Source organism: Armatimonadota bacterium (assembly GCA_031459715.1).
Lineage (GTDB): Bacteria > Sysuimicrobiota > Sysuimicrobiia > Sysuimicrobiales > Humicultoraceae > Humicultor > Humicultor tengchongensis.
Window position 1 is genome coordinate 26927 of record JAVKIA010000008.1, and the last position, 22877, is coordinate 49803.

General features: G+C 66.6%; 23 protein-coding genes and 1 riboswitch. Of the genes, 2 read left to right on the plus strand and 21 right to left on the minus strand.

What is annotated here, in order from left to right; all coding sequences use genetic code 11:
- The first annotated feature begins 220 nt into the window (after positions 1-220).
- Positions 221-655: a hypothetical protein gene (locus QN152_04955; protein ID MDR7538866.1), complete on the plus strand. Its 435-nt coding sequence runs from the start codon at positions 221-223 to the stop codon at positions 653-655.
- A gap of 12 nt (positions 656-667) precedes the next feature.
- Here QN152_04955 and QN152_04960 read toward each other — a convergent pair whose 3' ends face one another.
- From QN152_04960 to QN152_05025, 14 genes are all read right to left on the minus strand, one after another.
- Positions 668-1105, minus strand: coding sequence for a GtrA family protein (locus tag QN152_04960; protein ID MDR7538867.1), 438 nt, complete (start codon positions 1103-1105; stop codon positions 668-670).
- 64 nt (positions 1106-1169) lie between these two features.
- Positions 1170-2486 carry an O-antigen ligase family protein gene (locus tag QN152_04965; GenBank protein MDR7538868.1) on the minus strand — a complete coding sequence of 439 codons (1317 nt, stop codon included), beginning with the start codon at positions 2484-2486 and terminating at the stop codon, positions 1170-1172.
- Between the two features lie 118 nt (positions 2487-2604).
- Entirely contained in the window at positions 2605-3366 is a 762-nt protein-coding gene (locus QN152_04970; protein MDR7538869.1) for a glycosyltransferase, read from the minus strand.
- Positions 3363-4910, minus strand: coding sequence for a glycosyltransferase family 39 protein (locus tag QN152_04975; protein ID MDR7538870.1), 1548 nt, complete (start codon positions 4908-4910; stop codon positions 3363-3365). The genes QN152_04970 and QN152_04975 overlap by 4 nt, the downstream gene beginning before the upstream one ends.
- On the minus strand, positions 4907-6556 hold the full coding sequence (locus tag QN152_04980) for a glycosyltransferase family 39 protein (GenBank protein ID MDR7538871.1): 1650 nt from the start codon (positions 6554-6556) through the stop codon (positions 4907-4909). The genes QN152_04975 and QN152_04980 overlap by 4 nt, the downstream gene beginning before the upstream one ends.
- 67 nt (positions 6557-6623) lie before the next feature.
- Positions 6624-7046 carry a prepilin-type N-terminal cleavage/methylation domain-containing protein gene (locus QN152_04985; GenBank protein ID MDR7538872.1) on the minus strand — a complete coding sequence of 141 codons (423 nt, stop codon included), beginning with the start codon at positions 7044-7046 and terminating at the stop codon, positions 6624-6626.
- 227 nt (positions 7047-7273) lie between these two features.
- The gene (locus QN152_04990; GenBank protein MDR7538873.1) at positions 7274-7732 is read right to left on the minus strand and encodes a type II secretion system protein; all 459 of its coding nucleotides are present in this window, start codon (positions 7730-7732) and stop codon (positions 7274-7276) included.
- Positions 7733-7736: 4 nt separating this feature from the next.
- Positions 7737-8960: a type II secretion system F family protein gene (locus QN152_04995; protein ID MDR7538874.1), complete on the minus strand. Its 1224-nt coding sequence runs from the start codon at positions 8958-8960 to the stop codon at positions 7737-7739.
- A gap of 15 nt (positions 8961-8975) precedes the next feature.
- On the minus strand, positions 8976-10163 hold the full coding sequence (locus QN152_05000) for a type IV pilus twitching motility protein PilT (protein MDR7538875.1): 1188 nt from the start codon (positions 10161-10163) through the stop codon (positions 8976-8978).
- Positions 10164-10213: 50 nt separating this feature from the next.
- Complete coding sequence (gene gspE, locus QN152_05005; GenBank protein MDR7538876.1) at positions 10214-12064, minus strand: type II secretion system ATPase GspE; 1851 nt, start codon at positions 12062-12064, stop codon at positions 10214-10216.
- Between the two features lie 97 nt (positions 12065-12161).
- Positions 12162-12428, minus strand: a complete 267-nt coding sequence (locus QN152_05010) for a hypothetical protein (protein MDR7538877.1) — start codon at positions 12426-12428, stop codon at positions 12162-12164.
- A 66-nt stretch (positions 12429-12494) separates the two neighbouring features.
- Entirely contained in the window at positions 12495-12734 is a 240-nt protein-coding gene (locus QN152_05015; protein ID MDR7538878.1) for a hypothetical protein, read from the minus strand.
- Positions 12731-13009 carry a helix-turn-helix domain-containing protein gene (locus tag QN152_05020; protein ID MDR7538879.1) on the minus strand — a complete coding sequence of 93 codons (279 nt, stop codon included), beginning with the start codon at positions 13007-13009 and terminating at the stop codon, positions 12731-12733. Before QN152_05020 ends, QN152_05015 begins: the two co-directional genes overlap by 4 nt.
- Positions 13010-13033: 24 nt before the next feature.
- The gene (locus tag QN152_05025) at positions 13034-14575 is read right to left on the minus strand and encodes a DnaB-like helicase C-terminal domain-containing protein (GenBank protein MDR7538880.1); all 1542 of its coding nucleotides are present in this window, start codon (positions 14573-14575) and stop codon (positions 13034-13036) included.
- Positions 14576-14809: 234 nt separating this feature from the next.
- Between QN152_05025 and gspE (QN152_05030) the strand changes: the two genes are divergently transcribed.
- Complete coding sequence (gspE, locus tag QN152_05030) at positions 14810-17098, plus strand: type II secretion system ATPase GspE (GenBank protein ID MDR7538881.1); 2289 nt, start codon at positions 14810-14812, stop codon at positions 17096-17098.
- Here the strand turns inward: gspE (QN152_05030) and QN152_05035 are convergent.
- The 7 genes from QN152_05035 to QN152_05065 all read right to left on the minus strand — a co-directional run bounded on the left by QN152_05035 (position 17083) and on the right by QN152_05065 (position 22531).
- Positions 17083-18006, minus strand: coding sequence for a DUF4143 domain-containing protein (locus QN152_05035; protein ID MDR7538882.1), 924 nt, complete (start codon positions 18004-18006; stop codon positions 17083-17085). The genes gspE (QN152_05030) and QN152_05035 overlap by 16 nt on opposite strands.
- 119 nt (positions 18007-18125) lie before the next feature.
- Positions 18126-19421, minus strand: coding sequence for a hypothetical protein (locus tag QN152_05040; protein MDR7538883.1), 1296 nt, complete (start codon positions 19419-19421; stop codon positions 18126-18128).
- Between the two features lie 43 nt (positions 19422-19464).
- A complete protein-coding gene (locus QN152_05045; protein MDR7538884.1) occupies positions 19465-20220 on the minus strand; it encodes a type II secretion system protein in 756 nt (251 codons plus the stop codon).
- Positions 20195-20638, minus strand: coding sequence for a type II secretion system protein (locus tag QN152_05050; GenBank protein ID MDR7538885.1), 444 nt, complete (start codon positions 20636-20638; stop codon positions 20195-20197). The genes QN152_05045 and QN152_05050 overlap by 26 nt, the downstream gene beginning before the upstream one ends.
- Before the next feature lie 9 nt (positions 20639-20647).
- A complete protein-coding gene (locus QN152_05055) occupies positions 20648-21046 on the minus strand; it encodes a GspH/FimT family pseudopilin (protein ID MDR7538886.1) in 399 nt (132 codons plus the stop codon).
- A 271-nt stretch (positions 21047-21317) separates the two neighbouring features.
- Positions 21318-21671 (minus strand): roadblock/LC7 domain-containing protein, encoded by a 354-nt coding sequence (locus tag QN152_05060; GenBank protein MDR7538887.1) that lies wholly within the window; start codon positions 21669-21671, stop codon positions 21318-21320.
- A 17-nt stretch (positions 21672-21688) separates the two neighbouring features.
- The gene (locus QN152_05065) at positions 21689-22531 is read right to left on the minus strand and encodes a sigma-70 family RNA polymerase sigma factor (GenBank protein ID MDR7538888.1); all 843 of its coding nucleotides are present in this window, start codon (positions 22529-22531) and stop codon (positions 21689-21691) included.
- Positions 22532-22711: 180 nt separating this feature from the next.
- Positions 22712-22789, minus strand: a riboswitch (cyclic di-GMP riboswitch).
- Positions 22790-22877 lie beyond the last annotated feature (88 nt).

Genomic DNA, 22877 nt, shown 5'->3' on the forward strand with positions numbered 1-22877 from the left:
AGGTCTCCTTCACCACGTAGACTGGCGGGGCGGGCTGGCTCCGATCAGCCGGCTCTGCTCCGACCAGAAGCCGGCGGCCCCTGAATTCTATGCCCAACGGGCCGATCCTTTCTGTCGGGCCCAGGGCGTGGGGACGCCGGCGGTATCCCCACCGGACTCCCGCGGCTCGGATCGGGCGTCGTGTTATGCTTGAAAAGCTACTGGGTGCCGGTTATCTTGCGTGGCAGGCGGCATCCGAGGAGAGGCGGTGCTGGAGGCGAGGGTTGGGCGGCTGGAATCGTCACTGCAGCGCCTGGCAGAGGCGCTGGAACAGCTGGCAGTCCGTATGGACCAGCTGGCAGCTCATGTCGATCGCCTCGCCCTGCGTGTCGACCGGATAGACCAGCGGCTTGCGTGGCTGAGCGGCGATGCCCTGGAGCGCCGGTATCGCGAGCGGGCTCACAGCTACTTCCAGGGCATCCTCACCCGGATCCAGGTGGTGCCGGCTGACGCAGAGCGCGCAGCAAGACGGGCTGCGCTCCTTGAGCGCGCCATGGAGGTCCCCGTCATTCCGGCGGTGGCGGGAGAGCAGATCCTGCCAGATGCCGAAGCGGAGGCCAAAGCCGCACGTGTGTGGTGTGTCCTGGACGGGAGGGCCGAACCGCCGCCAGCCTAAGGCGATTACCCGTCACCGGCGACGTCTCTTCCCCCAGGTCCAGACATTGTGCACCCAGTAGTTGAACACGCCTCCTGTGCCGATCGCCACAAGGTTAGCAAGAAACAGCCGGGTGCCGAGAACCTCGACCAGTACCGTCAGGACAGCCAGGTAGATGAGGTTGCCTCCGCCGGTGGTCACGTAGTAGCGGACCAGACGCCCCGCAACCACACGCAGGTCGGACGAGCGCCGGTCCGACCACGTGAAGAAGTTGTTCAGGATGAAGTTCGTGAACGTGGACAGCGCCGCAGCCAGGACACCTGCGAGCGTGGTCTGGAGATACAGACCGGCCGTGCTCGCCCAGACAACCAGTGTGTTCACGCCGACCCCGGTAACGCCGACCAGGAGAAATCGCACGGGCCGCACGTCCAACACTGTCAGCCAGCGAACGGTGGCCTGTACGGTGGGCACCAGTCTTCTGGGATAAGCCAAGGTCAGAGTCCCGTTGCCTTCCCGGCCGGCCGTCTGCACGGACTTACCGCTGCGAGGTGAGGACAGCAGACGCTGCGGCCTCCTTCCCCGACCTCTCCAGCGCCACTGCGATCCCTGCCAGGGTCCAGAAAACGTTGGCCGGGCCGATGTGGCTCCAGGCGGACTGAAGCCACAGGAAGTATCCGGCCAGACCGGCCAAAATCCCTGCAGCCACGGCCCTGTGCTCGCCGCTGTGGCGGACGGCTGCGAGGAGCGCCTTGAGGACCACGGCCCAGATCCACAGGTACGCAGCCAGCCCGAGTAGACCCGTGCTGAAAGCTATGTGCAGGATCTCATTGTGAGCGGTGTCGATACCCGACAAGGCAAATCCGTAGATCTCAAAGTATTCCTTTGACCCGATGCCGGGCAGCCGTCCGGCGAGATTAGAGAACCCCCAGCCAAAGATCGGACGCTGGGCGATGAGGGGGAGGATATTCTTCCACACAAACAGCTTCATCCGCAACGACCCGTCCTGAGAGCTGACCCCTCCCCTCGCCCGGCCCATCAGTTCCTCTCCGGGTCCCGTCAGGGTGAGCAAGGCAGTCACCGCCGCCAGGACACCAGCCACCAGCACCAGGCGCTTCCACGGACGTGGAAGGCGTGGGGGAACCACCAAGAGCATCCCTACGGAGAGGACCAACCCGGCAAAGGCAGCGCGGCTCGCCGAAGCAAGCAGTGCTGCGTAGGTCCCGGCGAGAGCGGTAAGCAGAATATAGCGGGCGCACCGGCGATCTGAAGCCAGTACGAAGGCGATGATGACCGGCAGAACAAGCAGTGTGTAGCCCCCCAGAAAAATAGGGTTCCCCAGCGTGCCAAAGCTGCGCCAGCCGTGGTAAGGAAGATCCGCGGTTGGCAGAGGGAGAATACCGAAAAACACGCCGGGGTCAACGGCGCGAAATCCCAGCAGGCGTAAAGGGTCGGCGCCATAGAACTGTCCCACCGCCACGGCCGCGATCACAATCGCGCCCGCCAGACCGCCCCTGAGCACAAGCTTTGCACTGTCGGGTCTCAGCCGCGCTGCGGCCCAACCCATCAGCACATAGACGACGTAGATCAGGAGCCCGTCGCCGCGGCTGCGGGAGGGGACGAAACTGAGGAAGGACCTGGGCGACAGCACGGTCGCCAGAGAGGCTGCAAGGATGAAGACGATGAGGGGCAGGTCTAGCCGGGACCGAGAGGACAAAGCCCCTCCCCGCCAGAGGAAGTACAGCCCCAGTACCAGGACGAGCCCGGAAAGGAGCGTAAGGTCTGCCTTCATGTCATTGGTGGGCATGAGGGGGACCAGAGCTGAAAACGCCACGATGCCCACCAGGACGGCCACCCTTCCCAGCGACTGAACGTGCGTATGCGTTTGGCTCTTCCAGCCTTTGGAAACTGCCACGGGAGACTGGCCAGCCGGCGTGCTCGCAGGCAGCATGCTCTCCACAGTGACTTGCGGTTCAGCCATGCCGGTCCCCCTGCGCGGAAGCAGGCGCAACCCCGGGCCTGACAAGTAACCGCAGGTACTCGACAATAGTCCGGGCCAGCCGAATCTTGCTTCTCCCCTGCTTGCGGTCGTAGCGCAGCCGCAGAGGAACCTCTGCGATCTTTGGATGGAACACGCTCAACTTCACCAGCAGTTCTGGCATCACCGCGAACCCCCGTGTCGCAATGAGGCTGCTACCATAACGCTCGACTGCTGCCTGGAGGAGGCGGGCGCGGTACATCCGGAAGCCGGAGGAGTAGTCCCTAACGCCGCGCAGACCAAACCGAACGGCCAGGAGGATACGGGCACCGCGGCTGAGGATGCGGCGCAGTACAGGCACACCCAACTGGTCGGCGCCCGCCACATAGCGTGAGGCAACCACAACGTCCGCCCCGCGCTCGAGTGCTGCCACCATGCCGGGAATGAGTTCAGGAGGCTGAGTGTTGTCCGCGTCCATGGTGACGATGGCATCATCCTGCCCCGCCAAAGGGAGGACCCAACGAAAGGCTGCGAGCAGGGCAGCCGGCAGTCCATGATTGTGGTCGTGCCCGAGAACCCGGATGGGAAGACGTGCGGAGAGGGCAGCCGCCACGCTCCTCGTTCCGTCAGTGCTGCCGTCATCCACCATGACAACCCGGTACGGCTGGCCCAGGCCATTCATGGTCCGGGCGATCCCTTCCCCTAATGCCGGGAGATTTCTGGCCTCGTTGTACGCAGGGAGGACAATCCAGATCACGGCGCAGCGGAGGCCGTCCTAACTCTGGATTTCAGGAGAAACAGGTATACGCGGTGGAAATCCCGCCCCCACGTCTCGATGAAATAGGGACCGAGTATCTCGTTGAGCCGGCTCCGCGCCGGATAGCCCAGCGGCAGCGTGGCCACAATCCAGAGCCGGGGGTGGCGCCGGGCCATGGCAGCAATCTTCTCGGCGCCCAGCACGGCTTGAGCGCCTGTGACATCCGTCTTGAGAACTTCGCCAGGATCCATGGCGAGTGATTCGTTCTTGTAGGAAAGATAGTAGCGCATCATCTCCCTGCCGATCGCGGGCACGAACAGAAGTGCATCATCCGGCTTGATGCTTGCCTCAAGGTAGCGGGAGGCTGCACGCCAGTCGCTGTATCCGGGTACTCGGTAATACTCCGCAAGCACCGGGACAGAGAACGACACGGGCAACAGCAGCAGACCCACCACTGCCAGCCAGCGATAGGACGAAAATCCCGCCGCGAGGTAGTAGATCCCGGCAGCCAGGGCAATGGCAAATACCGGCTCCAGGAACGAGAAGTACCGAGGATAGAAGATGTTCCACTTGATTGAGAAGGCGAAAGCCAGGATGACTGGAACTCCTCCCCACGAGGCGAGGAACCACGCGGAGGATGTCGCAGCTAAGATGGACAACCCATAGGCGGCCAGCAGGAGAAACGGTAACAGCAAAGGAGCGAGGGTGACGAGATCGGCCCTTCCAACCGTGAAGTAGGTCCCCATGCCGAACAGGCGGCCGCCAAAAGCCAGAAAACCCAGCAGATCTGTGATGGTGTGATAGGTAAGCGGAGGTCGGAACTGGGGCCAGCCGCGACCGGAAGCGACCTGCTGCGCCACCATGGGCACCCACGGCAGGTAGAGCACGCTAATAGCGAGTAGACACGTCGCCCAGGCAATCATCTTTCGCCGAGAGGTGTGCGTAGCGGTCAGGTACACTGCGTGCGCGGGAAGCATGAAGAAGGCAAGGTAATGCGTGTAGAGGCTCAGTACCGTTGCGAGACCGTAGAGGGCAAGCCACCCGCGGCGATCCCCATCGAGCCATTGCAGGAGGGCCCAGGCGCCCAACCAGATCCACACACCCAGCCACGGATACATGCGCACTTCCTGCGTCGCTTGGATGTGGAAAGGTGACGTGGCGACGATCAATGCCGCTATCAGGCCCACTGCCGGTGAGGCGAGGCGAGCCGCCACCAGGTAGGTAAGAAAGACTGTAGTGAGACCTCCAAGTATGGAGAGCAATCGAAGCGCGACCTCACTGCTGCCGACAGCCGCCATCCACAGACGGAGCGTCGCGTAGTAAAGCGGAGGATGGGTGTCGTGTTGGCCAATCAGCCGCGTGATGCCTGAAAGCGTGTGCCGGGCTACGAAAAAGCTGTAGAGTTCGTCAAAGGACAGGCTCTTCGCTTCAAGGGCATAGAGGCGGAGAACCAGCGCAAGCAAGAGAACACCGGCCAGGGCGCTGACTTGAGACTTTAGCCACAGGGCGGGAGCCGCACGCGTTGCAGGAATGATAGGAATCACCGGGTCGCCGGAGTGAAGCGCTGAGAATCCCAGCGGAACACGTAAACGTAGCCAAAGCCGACGCCGGCAGCCTCACGAAAACTGCCGGGCACCTGCTGGAGCAGCTCATGGCGCCCCTCTACCCCAATCGGCGCCGCGGCGACGATCCACAAGCGAGGGTGGCGTAGGGCGAGCGCGGCAATCGCTCTGCTATCAGCCTCCACGCGGAAACCCACTACTTGCCTCCCCTTGAGGATTTCGCGCGGGTTAATCGAGACCGTAGCCTGATCTCCATGGAAATAGTACTCGAATGGCAGGCGGGTGAACGCGGGCATGAACAGCAGTACGTCCTCCCGCGAAGCATGTTGGCGAACGTATGCGGCCGCTGCACGCCAGTCATGAGTCGGCGGGGCAGTGAAGTAGGCGAAAAGAGCAGGAATAGTATACGCCCCTAGAAACGCGAGCAGCCCGGCTGCTGCAGCTACGGGCCTGATGTGCCGCACCGTATGGACCGTCTGCAGAATCCCCGCAGCGACCAGCACAGAGAAGAAAGGCGTCAAGAAGGAGAAGTAGCGCTTCTGGAAGAAATTCCACTGCAGTGAGATGAGCGCCACTATTAGGAAGGGAACGAGCCAGCACGCCAGAATCAGCAGGCGTCCTCGTCTTTCTAACCGACTCACCCCTGTCAGGACCAGCAAGATAAACGGGATAAGTGCTAACAGGGGGTAGGCTGGCTGGTCCAGACAGACCTTGGGCGGCGACGGGTCAGTGAAGCGGAGTGGACTCAGAACGCACGTTTCTGGGATTACTCCTGAATAGAAACCCTTGCGGAAGTACGTTGCCGTCCCGAACAGGCCCCCTCCGAAGCTCCACATCGCAAGTACATCAACGAGGTCGCTGAGGCGCAACGGGGGCCGAATCGACGGCCACGACCGGACCGTGGTCACCTGTGGAGGCAAACTCGGAAGCAGTGGCAGATAGGCAATCACGATGACGAGGACGCATGCAAGCCACCACTTGAGCGCAGGACCATGCCGGAGTGTCGCAACCAGGTAGACCGCATGCGCCAGCAGGACCAGCAAGGCGAAGTGATGCGTGTAGACGGCCAGGACCATCAGAGCCGCATAGGCGACCCAGTAGCGCCGCCTGCCCTCTTCTAAGCCAAGCAGGAGCGCATAGGTAGCACCCAGGGTGAAGACCCCAAGGAACGAGTACATCCGTGCTTCTTGAGATGCGGCGATGAGGTACGGCGAGGAAGCCACAATCCCTGCGGCCAGCACCCCCACGGTTGCTCCGCTGAGCCGGCGGGCCAGGAGAAAAGTGAGCGGGATCAGGACCGCCCCGGCGAGCGCAGAAGGAATGCGAATCGCAGCCTCAGTTTGGCCTGCAATCGCCATCCAGACGTGGAGAAGCATGTAATAGAAGGGTGGGTGGGTATCGTAGACACGGAGTAGCCGGGGCACATCCAAGAGGGGCTGCCGGGCGATCCAAAAACTGTATGCCTCGTCAAACCATAAGCCCTTGCTAAGGCCGTATCCCCTGAGGGCAACACCGACCGCGGCAGCCGTTGTTACCAGAAGGGGAACGATGATAACGCGAAGATCGAGGCGCAGCTTTCTCGCTGCAACCACTACATCGGATCGCGTCTCAACGAGGTGAGCGTCCATCTGTGAACACGATAACGCGGAGGGCGGGATTTGTCCCACCCTCCGCGCCAATCACGGCTCGAATCGACTAGAAACTGCAGCCCTGGTTGGAGTCGCCGTTGGTGCTAAGGACGACCGAACACGAGTCGGAGCTACCCACGGGGAATCCGCTGGACTGCCCAACAGCCTGCCACGTAATAGACGAAGCGCTACCTCCGCCAGCCGACACCGTCGGCGTCTGCCAGGCTGACCCGGCGGGCATCTGCAGGGCGATGTCGGTGATGTCGTCAGGGAAGACATTGTGCTCCTGGTAGTAGGCCCAGGAGAGCGTCTTCGCCTCCTGGAGGATGTTGTCGATCTCCGCCTTGTAGGCGCGCTTGCGGGCGCCCAGGTAGCGCGGCACGGCGAGCGCAAGCAGGATACCGAGAATGGCCAGCACGACCACCAGCTCGATGAGGGTGAAGCCCCCCTCGGCGGTGCGCCGCTTTTGGTCGACGAAGAACCGAAGCAAGATACCTACCTCCCTTCAGTGCTTATTGGCGGTTTGTCATAGCTCAAGTCGGTGAAGGCCCCGGCACAACGCTCCCCTCAACACACCCACCTCCCCTTCCGGCCGATCCTTGGGGTTCACCACCCTCCTATGCCCGGATCGGCATCGACCTAGACATTTTTTGGGAGGGGGCTCCGGCGAGCCGACTCCTGAATACCCGGGGCGGAGGCTCTGGCTCGCGAGAAAGCCTAGAAGTTGCAGCCCTGGGACGCCGACCCGTCGGTGCTCAGCGTCACGGAGCACAGGTCCGCGGGTCCCACGAGGGCCCCGCCGGAAAGGCCGCTGGTGGTCCAGGTAATGAAGGTATCGCTGCCCCCTCCGGCGGCCACGATGGGCGTGTTCCAGACCGCTCCGGCGGGCATCTGGAACGGGATATCTGCCGGTGCGGTGGGGAAGAACTCGTGCTCGTGGTAGTAAGCCCAGGAGAGCGTCTTCAGCTCCTGCAGCAGGTGGTCAGCCTCGCTCTTGTAGGCTCGCTTGCGGGCGCCCAGGTAGCGCGGCACAGCCAGCGCCAGCAGGATCCCCAGCACAGCCAGCACCACCACCAGCTCGATGAGGGTGAAGCCCCCCTGGGCGGTGCGCCGTCTTTGGTTGTGGAAGCCCCCTGGGGTGGTGCGCTGTCTTCGGTTGAGGAAGAACGTAAACACGTCCCTACTTGATCCCCCCGCCCGTGGCCAGGGAGAAGATGGGCAGGTACAGCGAGATGACCATGGCGCCCACCACCACGCCCATGAAGATGATCAGCATCGGCTCGAGCAGCGAGGTCAGGCTCTGCACCGTGGTCTCCACCTCTACGTCGTAGAAGTCGGCCACCTTCTCCAGCATCTGCTCCAGTTGCCCCGTCTCCTCCCCCACCTTGGCCATCTGCACCACCATGGGCGGGAAGACCCCGGAGAACTGCAGCGGGATGGCGATGGTCTGCCCCTCCCGGATGCTGGCGCGCACCGCGTCCACCGCCTCGCCGATCACCGTGTTGTCGATGGCCTTGGCCACCACCTCCAGGGACTGCATGATGGGCACCCCGCTGGCAATGAGCGTCCCCAGGGTGCGGGAGAAGCGGGCCACCACGATCTTGCGGTTGAGGTCGCCCAGGGCCGGCAGGCGCAGCTTCAGCCGGTCGTAGCGGGCCCGCCCCTGGGGGGTGCGCAGGTAGCGGCGCAGGCCCCAGACCAGCAGGATGATGCCCCCAAAGACCAGGTACCAGAAGCGGCGGATGACCACGCTCGTGGCCATGGCGATCTGCGTGGGCAGCGGCAGGCTCCCCTCCCCGCCCAGCTCCCGGAAGAGGTTCTGGAACTGGGGGAGAATGACCACGGTCATGAACATCAGCCCGCCCAGTGCCGCCACGGTGAGCAGGGCCGGGTAGACCATGGCCGCCTTCACCTTCTGCCGCAGCGCCTGCTCCTTCTCCAGGAAGGTGGCGATGCGGTTGAGGACCTCGTCCAGCACCCCTCCGGTTTCCCCGGCCTTGACCATGTTCACGTAGAGGCTACTGAAGACCTTAGGGTGACGGGCCAGGGCCTCGGAGAGGGGGCGGCCGGCCTCCACGTCCAGCCGCACCTGTGCTGCTACCTCGCGCAGCTTCTTGTTGGAGGTCTGCTGTTCCAGGATGGAGAGCACCCGCACCAGAGACAGGCCGGCGTTGACCATGGTGGAGAACTGGCGGGAGAAGATGGCCAGGTCCTTGAGGCCCACGCCGAACATCCCCTGCAGCAGCTCGCCCACGTCGCGGCGCTCCTGGGCCCGTTCCAGGTTGGTGATGAAGAAGCCCATCTCCCGCAGGCGGTCCACCACCACCGCATCGTTGTCCGCCTCGATGGTCCCGGCGATCACCCGCCCTGTGGGGTCCTTGGCGCTGTAGCGGAATACGGCCATTGCCCTCACCTGCCCTTATGATCGCACCCGCAGGCGCACCGCCGGCTCCGGCTCCTCGCCGCCCGCCTCGCGGATCATCTTGCGCAGCTCTTCCGGGTGGATGGCCCGGCCGATGGCGTCCTCGTAGGTGATCAGCTTCTTCAGGTAAAGGTCGCGCAGCGACTGGTCCATGGTCTGCATGCCGTACTGCACCCCGGTCTGGATGGCTGTCTCGATCTGGTGGGTCTTGGCCTCGCGGATGAGGTTGCGTATGGCCGGGGTGGCCAGCATCACCTCCACCGCGGGGACCCGGCCGATCTCGTCCAGGGAAGGCCAGCCCCCCCGCGATGCGCTTCCCAGGCGGGATCGGGTGACCCGCCCCTCGGCCCTGGCGGCGTTGTAGCGGGCGTTGGCCAGCAACTGCTGGGAGATCACCGCCTCCACCACGCTGCTGAACTGAATTCGGATCTGCTGCTGCTGGTGGGGCGGGAAGACGTCGATGATCCGGTCCACAGACTGGCTGGCGTTGGCCGTGTGCAGCGTGGCGAAGACCAGGTGCCCGGTCTCGGCGATGGTCAGAGCGGCGGCGATGGTCTCCAGGTCACGCATCTCCCCGATGAGCACCACGTTGGGGTCCTCCCGCAGCACCGCCCGCAGGGCGTTGGGAAAGGACTGGGTGTCGAAGCCCAGCTCCCGCTGGTTGACGATGGACTTCTTGTGGGTGTGCAGGTACTCGATGGGGTCCTCGATGGTGACGATGTGCACGCTGCGCTCGCTGTTGATGAAGTCGATCATGGAGGCCAGCGTGGTGGACTTGCCATGCCCGGTGGGGCCGGTGACCAGCACCAGGCCCCGGGGCTTGCGGGTCAGTTCTTTGAGGATGGGGGGCAGGTTCAGCTGCTCCACGGTGGGGATGCTCATGGGGATGACCCGGGCGGCGATGCCCACCGCCCCCCGTTGCCGGTAGATGTTCACCCGGAAGCGCCCCAGCCCGGGGACCCCGTAGGAGAGGTCCAGCTCCCAGAACTTCTCAAACTTCTGCTTCTGGAAGGTGTTGAGCATGCTGTAGCCAAGCTGGAAGGTGTCCTCAGGGGTCAGCACCTCGTACTGCTCCATGGGCTGCAGCTTCCCCCACACCCGCATGGTGGGCTTGATGCCCGCGGTGAGGTGCAGGTCCGAGCCCTGGTTCTCCACAACCTCGCGCAGCAGGTCGTCGATGTGCATGGCTGCCCCTCCCTGGATTCCTGTCGTCGCTCCTCCTCGAAGGCCGCGCCTTACTCCTCTACGAACACCACGCGGAGGACCTCCTCCAGCGAGGTGGTACCGTTCAGGACCTTGGCCAGCCCGTCGGTCTGCAGGGTGCGCATCCCCGCGGCGATGGCCGCTTCCTTGATCCGCCCGCTGGGCGCCCGGTCGACGATCAGCCCCTTGATGGTATCGTCTACGGGCATGATCTCAAACAGCCCCGTCCGCCCCCTGTAGCCGATGTTGCTGCAGTACTCGCAGCCAGTGGCCCGGTAGAAAGTGGGCACCGGAGCTAGGTCGGCCAGCCCCACCCGCTTCAGCATCTCCGGGGTGGGGACATAAGACTGCTTGCAGTGCTGGCAGAGCACCCGCACCAGGCGCTGGGCGATCACCCCGATCACCGAGGAGGAGACCAGGAAGGGCTCGATCTCCATGTCCACCAGGCGGGTCACCGCCCCGGCAGCGTCGTTGGTGTGCAGGGTGGAAAGCACCAGGTGCCCGGTGAGGGAGGCGTGGATGGCGATCCTGGCCGTCTCCTCGTCGCGGATCTCCCCCACCATGATGATGTCCGGGTCCTGCCGCAGGAAGGCGCGCAGCCCGGTGGCAAAGGTCAGGCCGGCCTTGGGGTTGATCTGCACCTGGGCGATCCCCGGGAGCTGGTACTCCACCGGGTCCTCGATGGTGGTGATGTTGACCTCCACCTTGTTCAGCCGGTTGAGGATGGCGTACAGGGTGGTGGTCTTGCCGCTTCCGGTGGGGCCGGTGAGCAGGATGATCCCGTGGGGCCGGGTGATGATGCGCTCGAAGCGCTGGTGGTCCTCCGGCAGCAGGCCCAGCTTCTCGATGCCCACAAAGGCCCCCTGTTTGTCCAGGATGCGCATGACCACCTTCTCCCCCCAGACGGTGGGGATGGTGGAAACGCGCAGGTCGATGTCCCGGTTGTCCACCCGCATCTCGATGCGACCATCCTGGGGGACGCGGCGCTCGGCGATGTTCATCCCGGCCATGATCTTGATGCGGGAGACCAGGGCCGCCTGCACGTGTTTGGGGGGCGTCATCACCGAGTACAGGGCCCCGTCGATGCGGTAGCGGATGCGCACCCGCTGCTCCTGCGGTTCCACATGGATGTCGCTGGCCCCCTGACGGATGGCCTGGACGATAACCTGGTTGGCCAGGCGGACGATGGGCGCGTCCTCGGCCACGGCGCGCAACCGCTCCGTGGCCACCTCCTCCTCGTAGGTCTCCGCGGGGCGGATCTCCGCCAGCGTCTGGTCCACCCCCACGGGGTACTGGCTGAGGGCGCGCTGGAAGGCGTCGGGGGTTATCACCACCGGACGGATCTCCAGGCCGGTGAGCTTGCGCAGGTCGTCCAGGGCCACCACGTCCAGCGGGTCCTCCATACCCACCACCAGGCTGCTGTCGTCGGCGCTGATGGGGATGACGTGGTGACGGCGGGCGATATGCTCGGGGACGCGGAGCAGTACGTCCTCTTCCAGCAGGACGTCCGCCAGGTTGACGAAGTCGATGCCCAGTTGCTTGGCGATGGCCCGGGCGATGTCCTCCTGAGAGGCCAGGCCCATGCTCATGATCACCCGGCCCAGGCGCTCGCCTGTTTCCTTCTGCTGCTGCAGGGCGCGCTCCAGCTGGGCCTCGGAGAGGAGGCCGGCTTCCACCAGGATCCGCCCCATGGGCACGCGTCTGCGCATCGGGGCAACTCGCCGGGGATGACCCCGCAAAGCCTCAGTATAGCGACCGGGGCCGCCACTGTCCCGGGACGGCGGAGCCGCGGGAGCGGCGTCTCCCCCCGCGACGTCCACCTCCACCCTGCGGGAGGTGGCCTGCCCGTGCGGGTCACGCACGGTGATGTTCAGCTCAGCCATGATCCCTCCGCCGGATGCCTCCGGGTGCTCGCCGCCCGCCGCCTCCGCTCATCGCCGCTGCCCGGGCAATGCTGCAGGGGAATTCCCGGACATGCGGCTAGGGGGCGCGCCAGAGGAAGACGTTGGGCTCGCTGGTGGGCTCCAGAGTCCCCTCGCTGGCCCGGACCTCGAAGGTGAGGGCGTCGTTTTCCGGGTCGCGGGCCACGATGGTCACCCGGGCCACCCCGCCCGAGGGCACCACCGGCGGGTCGATGATCACGTGCTCGATCACCGGCGGCTCGTCGATCGCCCCGCGGGCGTCCGCCACCGAGATGTTGCCCACGGCGTCTCGCACCGTCACGCTGAACGTCACTCCCTTGGCCATCGTTCTCCCTCCCACAGTCCCGGTCGCAGCCCGCTGGCCCGGCCGGATCTGGTTGCCGCAGCCTCCCTAGGAGGCCTCGCGCTCCAGCATCATCACCACCTGCTGCCGGTTGAGCAGCGCCACCGGCGCCTCGTAGAGCAACTGCCCGTCCAGGGTGTAGACGCGGGCGTTGGTTATGGGCAGGAAGTCCCGCGCCTGGTTCAAGCGGTCGGAGATGCGGGCGGTCGGGGGCAGCGGCAGCTCGCCGTCAATGCGGTGCAGCAGGGTCCAGACCACGATAGGCTGGCGCTCCAGTTGGATCTTCACCGGCCTCCCCTCCCCTCGGCGGCCAGCTCCGCCGGTGGATGGGCCTGCAGCACCCGCTGGATGCCTTTCAGGCTCATCCCCCGGTCGACCATGGCCTTGATCCAGCGGATCCGTTCCACGTCCTCCTCGGAGAAGAGGCGGTGCCCGCCGCCGGTGCGCGCCGGCGCGATGAGGTGGTACTGCTCCTCCCAGGCCCGGATCCGCCGGGGGTTGACGCCGGTGAGCTGGGCCACCGTGCGGATGGGGTAGATGGGCGCTTCCCGGTCCACGATCATGTCCCTGTCCTCCTCGCGCCGCCTCTAGGCCTGCGGCGCCACCTCGCGCGTGGGTATGTGCCCGCCCTCCCGCAGGTAGGTGTAGATCTCCTGGGTCTTGGCGAAGGCGTGGAAGTCGGGCCGGTACTCCTTCTCCAGCTTGTAGTCCACCTCCAGGAACTTGTTCAGGGTGACGAAGAAGGCGTACTGCACGATGTAGGAAGCGGTCTCCGGCGCATCCCGGTTCTTGTCCACGAAGAGGTTGATGATGTCCACCTTGGGCATCAGCGCCGGGTCCAACCCCTCGCTGCGCGCCCGGGACTCCAGCAGGGTGGCCAGGTCGTGCGTGGCCTTCCAGTCCTTGGCCAGGACCATGGCCACGTCCAGGTCGTACTCCAGGTCCCCGCTGCCCATGGAGTGGTGCATGGTGGGCCGGTTGTAGACGTTGAACTCCTCGGCCTCGTCCGCCGGACGCTCGTCCAGGCGGCAGCCCTCCTTGTCCAGCGGGGAGATGGCAAAGATGGGACAGTTGAGCTCCAGGCTCATCTCCGCCAGGGCCGTGGAGATGAAGTCGGTGCGCGCCCGCTGGTCGTCCACATACTCGGAGAGCGGGATCTTCTGCAGGTAGTCGAAGAAGATGACGATGTCGGAGGTCTCGAACTCCTGCATCAGGTTGTAGGCGTGGGCGCGGATGCGGTCCAGGGTGTGCTGCCGCCCCGCCTCCACCACGTAGAGGTAGGGGGCGTAGCGGGCCATCCGCTGCACTGCCTCGCGCAGCCTGGGGGCGATGGAGCGCCCCTCCGGGTCGGCCCCGGCCAGGATCCAGGTGGGGTTCAGCCCGGTCTCGCGGGCCATCAGCCGGGCTCCCAGGACGCGGCGTGTCTGCTCCCAGGTGTAGTAGAGGACCGGGGTGCGGTGGTTGGCGGCGATGAAGGTGGCCAGCTCCAGGGCGAAGTTGGTCTTGCCCCGGCGGGGCGCTCCGGCCAGCCCGTAGTAGAAGCCGCGGCGCAGCCCGGAGAGGACCTCGTTCAGGCGGTCGAAGGGGCGGATGGAGAATCCCAGCTGGCGCACAGGGTCAGAGCGGTCGGCGAACTCCACCAGGTCTCCCAGCGCCGTGGAGACGGGCGCGACCTGCTTGCGCATGCGCCGCTTCTGAATCTCCATAAGCCGGCCGATGGCCTCGCTGGTTATCTGGATCATGTCCTGCGGCCGGTCTCCCCCCTTGTGCAGGAAGGCCCCCAGCTCCTCGTGCACCTTTTGCAGCAGCTCCCGGCTCTCCCGCGCCTTGAGCAGGTCCAGGTAGCCGATCACCTGCCCGGCGTTGGGCGGGGTGCGCGCCACCACCGCCCCCACGTACCGCTCCATCTCCGGAGAGAGCAGCCCGTGGTCGTCCAGGTAGGCGCGCACCGCCACCTCGTCCACCGCGGCGCTGCGCCCGTAGAGGTCGAAGAGGGCCTTCACCAGCCGCTTGGCCACCGGGGTGGCCAGCAGGTCCGCGTGAAACCCTTCGTTCAGGGCGATAGTTAACAGGTGGCGGTCGCGGAGGAAGCCGCTGAGCAGGGAGGCCTCAACGTCGTGGTAGTCCATGCTCACTCACCGTCCGCAGGAGGGGCGCGGCGAGCACGCTTCCCGGGAACTTCTGACAAACTCACTGCGCTCTTCGATCAGGTTTGGATGCAACCGCAGCGGATAGTAGGCTGAACCTCCGCATAGCAAGTAGCCATATGCCCACAACCCGGGCCGCCTAGTCGCCGTCTGGTTTGCCCCGCGCCGGGGCATGAATCCCCTGGACCCAGCACCTCACGTGCCTGCGGAGATCCTGTGAGCGACGCCATCCGCCTGGAGGAGTACAAAGCCCGCCTGGGCCTGCCCCCGGAGGACCGGGTGCTGGAAGCCGCCCTGCGCTACCACGAGGCGCGGGCGAAGGCGCAACAGGGTCCGGTGGAGGAGGCCATCACCCTCTACCGCCGTCTCCTCGACCTGCTGCCCGACGAGCCCTGGGTCTACGTGGATCTGGTGGACCTGTACCTGCTGCGCGGGGCGACCGAGGAGGCGGTGGGCCTGCTGCTGGCCCTGGGGGACGTCTACCTCCGCCTGGGGCGCACCGACGGGGTGCTGCGAGCCTACCAGCAGGCGGCGGCCCTGGCCCCCCACGACCCGCAGATCCAGGCCCGCCTGGCCGCCTCTCCCGCCGCGTCGCCTGAGGCTCCCCCCCTGCCGCGCAGTCCCGCGCCTGCCCCTCCGCCTCCCGTCACCGCCCCGGGCTCCCCGGACGGGCAGGTGGGACCGCCTTCGTCGGGGCCCATGCCGACCCGGCCCACGCAGATGAAGCCCGCCGAGAGCACACCCTCCGCCCCCGGCCCGACACAGGCCGGGACGGAGGCGCGGCCCCAGGCCCCGGTGCGGCGCGGCACCCGGGTGGGGGGGCGGCGCACCGAGACCCTGGGGACGGTGCTGCAGGAGATGGGGCTGCTCACCCCCGAGCAGCTCTCCCAGGCCCTGGAGATCCAGAGCCGCACCGGGGAACGGCTGGGGCAGATCCTCCTGGACATGAAGGTGATCACCGAGGTGCAGCTGGCGCAGGCCATGGGCCGCCAGTGGGGCTACCGCTACGTCAACCTGACCGAGGTGAAGGTGGACCCCGACGCGGTGAAGCTTATCCCCCACTCCCTGGCCCTGCGGCTGCGGGTGATGCCCGTGACCTGGGAGCGCGGCCGGCTGGTGCTGGCCATGATCGACCCCTTAAACGTCATCGCCGTGGACGACGTCCGCCTGATGACCGGGCAGGAGGTGGAGCCGGTCATCACCACCGAGGACGACCTGCTGGCGGCCATCAACCGCCACTACCAGATGGAGACGGCCAGCGAGGCGGTGGCGCAGGAGGCCCTGGAGACGGCCGAGTCCAGCGAGGACGAGGTCTCCATCGAGCTATTGAAGACCCTGGTCGAGGACGCTCCTGTGGTCCGCCTGCTGAACACCATCATCGACGAGGGCATCCGCCAGGGGGCCAGCGACATCCACATCGAGCCGCAGCGGACCGGCCTGCTGGTGCGCTACCGCATCGACGGGGTGCTGCACGACGTGATGAAGCCGCCGCGGGACGTGCGCGCCGCCCTCATCTCCCGGGCCAAGATCATGGCCGACCTGGACATCGCCGAGCGGCGCCGCCCGCAGGACGGGCGCATCCACTACAAGTCCCCCAGCCGCACCGTGGACCTGCGGGTCTCCACCCTGCCCACCATCTTCGGGGAGAAAGTGGTGATGCGCATCCTGGACCAGTCCACCCCGCTCATTGGCCTTAACCGGCTGGGCTTCCACAGCGACACGCTGCGCCAGTGGGAGCAGGCCATCAGCACCCCCTACGGGATGATCCTGGTCACCGGACCCACCGGCAGCGGCAAGACTACCACCCTCTACGCCACCCTGGGGACCATCAACAGCCTGGAGAAGAACATCGTCACCGTGGAGGACCCGGTGGAGTACCAGTTGCCGCGGATCAACCAGGTGCAGGTCAATGTCAAAGCCGGGCTGACTTTCGCCAGCGCCCTGCGCAGCATCCTCCGCCAGGACCCGGACATAGTCATGGTGGGGGAGATGCGCGACCGGGAGACCGCGGAGATCGGCGTGCAGGCGGCCCTCACCGGGCACCTGGTTCTCTCCACCCTGCACACCAACGACGCCGCCTCGGCCATCACCCGGCTGGTGGACATGGGGATCGAGCCCTTCCTGGTGGCTTCCTCCACCGTGGCCATCCTGGCGCAGCGCCTGGCCCGCCAGATCTGCCCCCACTGCAAGATCGCCTACACCCCGCCCCCCGACGCGCTGAAGCGGCTGGGACTGGACCCGCAGCGGGAGGTCTCCCTCTTCCGCGGCCAGGGGTGCGAGGAGTGCCGCTTCACAGGCTATCGGGGACGCATCGGCGTCTTCGAGCTGCTGATGATGAGCGACGCCATCCGCGAGCTGGTGGTGCGGCGCGCCCCCTCCTCGGAGATCAAGGCTCTGGCTGTGCGGGAGGGGATGCAGACCCTGCGCGATGACGGCCTGGAGAAGGTCCTCTCCGGCGTCTCCACCATCGATGAGATCCTGCGGGTGGTCTACGTCGCCGACTGACCGCGCCGGGCCGCCCGGCCGGAGCGTCCAATGACGCGCGGCTGCGGCACTTGCCAGAGGCCGGAGATGGGCAGGGCATACAGGTTGTCCCCAAAGGGCACAGCCTCCTCGCCGAAGTAGAGGAGGATTCCCCGGAGGAAGCGCCGCCCGGCGGCCTGGGCCAGGACGCGCAACCCCCGGAAGTCGCCGGCGTCGATGGAGACGGCCGCCTTGATCTCCACGCCGACCACTCTGCCGTCGGGGGCCTCCAGGACCACGTCCACCTCCTCCCCCCGCGCGGTACGGAAGTGGTACAGCGAGCAGCGCGTGGCGCTCCACCCGGTCTGCTTGAGCAATTCAACGACCACAAACGCCTCGACAAACGCTCCCCACAGTTCCACGTTCGCCAGCATGCCCCGACTGTCCAGCCCCACCAGATGCGCGGCGAGCCCGGTGTCAACCAGCAGGATCTTGGGGGACTTCAGCAGGCGCCGGCGCACCCCCGGCGTCCACGCCGGCAAGAGATACAGGAGGAATGCTGTCTGCAGGAGCGCCAGGTACCGCTGCAGGGTGGTCAGCGGAATTCCCAGGGTGCGGGAGAGGTCGGCGGCATTCAGCAGGGCCCCCATCCGCCCCGCCAGCGCGCTGAGCAACCGCGGGACCTCGTGCAGCCGCTCGATCGCCGCCAGGTCGCGCACGGTGCGCTGCGATATCGTGGTAAGGTAGGAGCGGAACCATGCGGGACGACGGGAGGAGGCCCGGAGGACAACCTGGGGGAATCCCCCGCAGGCGATACGCCGCGCTACCTCTTCCCGAGGCACCACGGTGGCCCGCAGGGAAAATGTGGAAGCAAAGGCCCGATCAATGAAGTCCTCGACCACACCGTCGATCTCGCCCTGCGAGAGTGGCCACAGGGTGAGGACCTCCATACGCCCGACCAGGGACTCGGACAGGCGGGGGAGCAGCAAGACATTCGCGGAGCCCGTGAGCAGCGGGTGAAATTCACCCACTTAACGGCTAGATTGCGCTTCTATCGCAGATCTTTGCGTTACTGGTCTTTCCAGGCGCGCAGCCGGGTGAAGCTGCCGTAGGTGGGCGAAGCGATCTCCGCCGTGGGGTCGTAGGTGAAGACGAAGTCGCGGTCCACATCCACCGTCTGAGCCAGGACGGCGCCGTACATCTTGCCGATGTAGCCCACGGCTCGGTCCTCGTCCCAGCGCCCGTTGGGCACGATGAACGTGCCCACCACGATACTGGCCCGGTCGATCTGCACCGCGGCGGGATCCTGGGCGGTGGAGCGGACGTAGATGCGCAGGCGGCCGGCGGGAGCCGGCTGGGGCGTCTCGGCGGTATCCGTGGGCAGCATGCCGAAGCGGCCGTACTGCCCGACAACCAGCCCCTGGCTGCTGAGCTCGGCCACACGCAGCTCCACCTTCCCCTCCCCCAGCAGGATCAGCCGGCCGCAGCGGCCCAGGCGCAGGGTGCGCACGTTGACCACGGTGGTGGTACCGGCCGCGCCGGTGTCGATGCGCAGGTCCGTGAAGGGCGTAGCACCGGTGCAGCCGCCCGACTCTCCGGCCGCCTCCAGGACGATCTCGTCCCAGTCGTACCCGGTGGTGGCGTCCATGGTCCACCCCGCGGTGGTCACGGTGCGGTCGTTGGTTCCGGGGGAGAACTCGGGCAGCGCCACCGTCGGGCAGATGGGGCCGGGGGCGTAAGGCGTGGTCGTCCCCTGGACCTGGGTGGCGCACCCCTGCGAGCAGGTGATGGGACCCGTGGCCCGGGCGCTGCCCGTGTAGTAGCCGTTGTTGGTGTACGGCGGCGGGGGATCGGCGCGCACCCGAGCCGGGCTGCTGGCCGGGCCGAGCAGGCTGATGGAGCCGTCGGCGGCCACGTCCCCGTAGATGGTGATACCCTGGTTCACCGTGACCGAGGTGTAGGCGCAGATGACGTAGGGGCTTGTGCCCTGCGGAAACCCCTCCACCGTCACCACCACTGTGCGGGTGGGCCCGGGCACAGACAGCGTGGCCACGGAGACGATGCGGCGGAAGGCGGCGGTGGCGCCGCTGCACGGCGGGGGCTGGCCGTCCAGGCAGCTAACGGTGACCGCCGCGCTGCCCAGCACGCTGCCTCCGGCCTCCAGGGTAACGGTCTCTCCCCGGTAGCCCACCGCCCCTGGCTGCTGCAGCCGCCCCAGCGCGTAGTGGATACCCGCCTCGGCGATGTTGAAGACGCGCACCGCCTGCAGCTGCCGGATACCCGCGGAGAGGTCGGCGGCGATGAAGCGCATCACCCCCAGGGTGATCACGGTGACAAGCCCCATCATCAGGAGGATGTACATCATCACCGACCCGGCGGCGGTGCCGGGGACGCCGACCGCGGTAGGGCTAGATGTCCTCGTTGGGGTTCTTCCAGGCATTGGCGTTGGGCTCGGGGTTGCGCAGCATCACGTCGCGCGTCCAGGTCTGGGCCTGCACGCCGGAGGAGCCCTGCGACGCCTGGACCGTGAGCGTGATTCGTATCAGGCGGATGCGCCGGATCTCTGCTGGGGAGGCCAGGTCCACTACCCGCAGGCCGGCGCTGGAGTAGTAGTCGAAGGTCAGGGCCGTCACCGTGACCCGAGGGTCGGAGAGGGGGATGGTAACCGGTGCGGCCCCCGGGGCGCAGGACTGCTGGTATTCCAGGACGACCTGGGTGCCCGTCTCCGGATCGGGACCCAGGAAGTAGCCCAGGGTGATCACCTCGTTGCCGGCGACCGTATCGCTGTTCAGGATCTCCCCGCTGACGTATACCGCCGTCGCTGTGGGCCGCAGGGCGGCGTCTTCAGCCACGACCATGTCCCGGCAGCGCGCCTCGCTCTGCTCTGCGGGGACCAGGTTCAACCCGGCGTTGCGCAGCCGCTCCGACATCCACTCCAGGGTCTGCCGCGCCGTCTCTGTGTCGGCAGAGCGCACCGCCACGATGAGCTTGCTGCGGACCGCCGCCCCCACCAGCGTGGTCATGGATCCCGCCAGCGCCGCCATCAGTCCCATCACCACCAGCACCTCGATCAGGGTCATCCCGGCGGGACCGGGCCGGGATACCCGTCCGGCCCTCGCTGCAGGGAGACGGGGCACGCTAGGGCGTGCTGAAGTTGGCCACATAGGTACTGAGGATGGTATACGGCGGGGAGTCCGCCCGCTCGTAAAGCATGACCGTCAGCTTGCGCAGCGGTGGATCCGTAATGTCCCGGGCCTGGATCACGGCGTGGTGAAACCCCGCAGGGATCCGCGGCTCGGTGAGGTCGCCGTAGGTGGTATACCCGCCGTCGTGGGTCAGGGTGCGGGTCCCGGCGGCCACATCATCGGCCAGGAAGGAGTAGCCCTGCAGGCGCAGGTAGTCCAGCTCGGCCTGCACCCAGGCCGCGGCCTCAGCCCTCACCTTCCCCCGGCGCGCCTCGGTCATGCCGTAGAGCAGCCCGCCCAGGACCGTGGTGGCCATCAGGGCCAGCACGGTGGTAGCCACGACCAGCTCCACCAGGGTGAAGCCCGCCTCGTCTTCCCCGACGCGGGGGATCAGCACCGCTGCACCTCAGGGCTCGCTGTAGGACACCCGACCCGTGCCCTGGGTGATGCGCACGGTATATGTGCGCCCGGTGGTGGTGTTGGTCACGGTAATGGTGCCCGCGGCCAGGGGCACGCCGCGGCGGTTGAAAGAGCAAGCAGCCGCCGGGCAGGTGGTGCTGAGGACGATGTCCTCGGGAAGGAGGGCCTGGCGCAGCGTCCCTCCGTCGGCGGCGCCGACGGTGTAGGCGTGGGAGGTGATGCTGACCGTCACCGTGGTGCGGCGCGTCAGGGCGGCCTGGCGGGCGGCGGCGATGTCGTAGGTTATGGTGCGCACCCAGCCGTCCACCCGCTCTCGGGCCAGGGCCCCGCGCACGCCGGAGATGCTCATCCCCACCACGACGCCCAGTACGCTGATCACGATCACGCTCTCCAGGGTGGAGAGGCCTGATGCGGTCCAGACAGGGCACACCTTCCAGCACCGGCGGGCGGCGCGGCGCGACCCGGATGGCGACATGGCTCTGACGACCTTCCCGTTGCTGCTCCGCAGGCATTATGCCCGCCGCTGCCCGCCCATAGACACGCCGCGGGGGCGTGGACCGGGTGGGAGTCCACGCCCCCATGCGACGCGGGGGGGCGGGGTACGATCTCGCACTCCGCGGACTTGCCGCCCTGCAATCCGCGGGGGCGCCCGGATCTCAGACCAGCGCCGCGGCCAGCTGGCTGTTGCGCTTCATCTCCAGACGGATGCGCCCCAGGTTACAGCGGGCATTGCCCACCACCACCAGCAGGGCATCAGGGCCGGCCGGCCCTACGGCCACGGGCCCCTCCTCGAACTCCATGAGAAGGCCGCGCATCATCCCGCGCACCATCTCGGTGCCCATGGCCTCCGCCGCCGCCACGTTGCTGGCCACGATGGCGGCGATCCCCTCCAGGTCCACATCCTCGGTGGTGATGCCTTCAATGACGAAGCCGTCGCGGCCCACGACCAGCACCGCCAGCACGCCCTCCACCTTGGCCAGCTCCGCCAGGACGTCCTTGATCTGTGACATCGTCCGGATCCTCCCGTTCACACCGCCGGGTCCAGCAGCGCCCTCAGCTTGGTCAGCGAGTTGGCCAGCACCCGGGAGACGTGTTTTTGTGAGATGCCGATCCGTCTGGCTGCTTCCATCTGGGTCAGGTCGGTGAAGAAGAGGTAGTAGAGCACCCGCCGCTGCAGCGGGTTCAGCTTTTCCATGGCCTCGAAAAGCACGATGCGGTCTTCCAGGGGGAGCTGGGTGGCGGTGGGAGACTTGTGCCGGGTGCGGTCGCGGTCGACGCGCAGGTCACCGGTCTCCTCATCCGCCTCCAGGGAGATGGTGCGCAGCACCTCCCGCGTCTTCAGGGCCTCCAGGAGTCCTTCCTCCTCCACATTGAGCTCCGAGGCCAGCTGCTCCAGCGGAGGGAAGCGCCCCTCCTCGCTGATGTACCGGGCCGCCGCCTCCTCGATCTGGTGGTTAAGCTTCTGCAGCCAGCGCGGCTTGCGGATGGTGTCCCGGTGGTCGCGCAGGTAGTGTCGGATCTCCCCGCGGATGAGGTGGCTGGCGTAGGTGACGAACTTGACCCCGCGTGTGGGGTCGAACATCTCCACGGCATTGAGCAGACCGATGAAGCCTACCTGCATCAGGTCGTCGCCGGGGACTCCGGAGAAGATGAAGTCGGCCACGATGCGCCGCACCAGCGGCGTGCAGGTCAGGACGATCTCCTCCCGCACCGCGGGGTCGCGGGTGGCCCGGTAGCGGGCGACCAGCTCGTCCTCGCCCCGCGCCGGTTGTTGCGGTGGCAGGGACGGCGCCGCCCCTCCGTCGTGCGGTGTGGACGTGCGAGAGGACGCTGCTGTGGGATATGTGCCCAGCTGGCCACGGGCTGCCATCGGTGCTCCCCTCCGGCGGCGTGACCCCGAAAGCCGGTGAGATGCCCGCGGCAGGTTGAGCCTGTCGGGGCAGCAGGCTCAGAGCGGCGATGCATGCAGCGATGTGAGGTGCGATGTCCGCCTGAAAGCGAAGTCCCCCTCGGTGGTGCCACCGAGGGGGACTTCAAACGCCTTTTTCCCTTCGGCAGCCCGGCCGACCGCTTCCCTGGTCCCGTGGCTTTGCGCCCCCACCTCGCGATGGGTTTGCCTTTTCGGGGACTTCCTATGAAGTTGTGCTTCACCTTATTCTACACACCTCCCGCAACTCCTGCTGCGTCGCGCAAGAAATCTGTCCACAGCGGCCTTC

Coding starts and splice junctions, on each gene's coding strand:
- QN152_04980 (MDR7538871.1), bottom strand. CDS start 6,556: ATGGACGCTCACCTCGTTGAGACGCGATCCGATGTAGTGGTTGCAGCG.
- QN152_04995 (MDR7538874.1), bottom strand. CDS start 8,960: ATGGCCGTATTCCGCTACAGCGCCAAGGACCCCACAGGGCGGGTGATC.
- QN152_05000 (MDR7538875.1), bottom strand. CDS start 10,163: ATGCACATCGACGACCTGCTGCGCGAGGTTGTGGAGAACCAGGGCTCG.
- gspE (MDR7538876.1), bottom strand. CDS start 12,064: ATGGCTGAGCTGAACATCACCGTGCGTGACCCGCACGGGCAGGCCACC.
- QN152_05010 (MDR7538877.1), bottom strand. CDS start 12,428: ATGGCCAAGGGAGTGACGTTCAGCGTGACGGTGCGAGACGCCGTGGGC.
- QN152_05020 (MDR7538879.1), bottom strand. CDS start 13,009: ATGATCGTGGACCGGGAAGCGCCCATCTACCCCATCCGCACGGTGGCC.
- QN152_05025 (MDR7538880.1), bottom strand. CDS start 14,575: ATGGACTACCACGACGTTGAGGCCTCCCTGCTCAGCGGCTTCCTCCGC.
- QN152_05035 (MDR7538882.1), bottom strand. CDS start 18,006: ATGGAGGTCCTCACCCTGTGGCCACTCTCGCAGGGCGAGATCGACGGT.
- QN152_05040 (MDR7538883.1), bottom strand. CDS start 19,421: ATGATGTACATCCTCCTGATGATGGGGCTTGTCACCGTGATCACCCTG.
- QN152_05045 (MDR7538884.1), bottom strand. CDS start 20,220: ATGTGGCCAACTTCAGCACGCCCTAGCGTGCCCCGTCTCCCTGCAGCG.
- QN152_05060 (MDR7538887.1), bottom strand. CDS start 21,671: ATGTCACAGATCAAGGACGTCCTGGCGGAGCTGGCCAAGGTGGAGGGC.
- QN152_05065 (MDR7538888.1), bottom strand. CDS start 22,531: ATGGCAGCCCGTGGCCAGCTGGGCACATATCCCACAGCAGCGTCCTCT.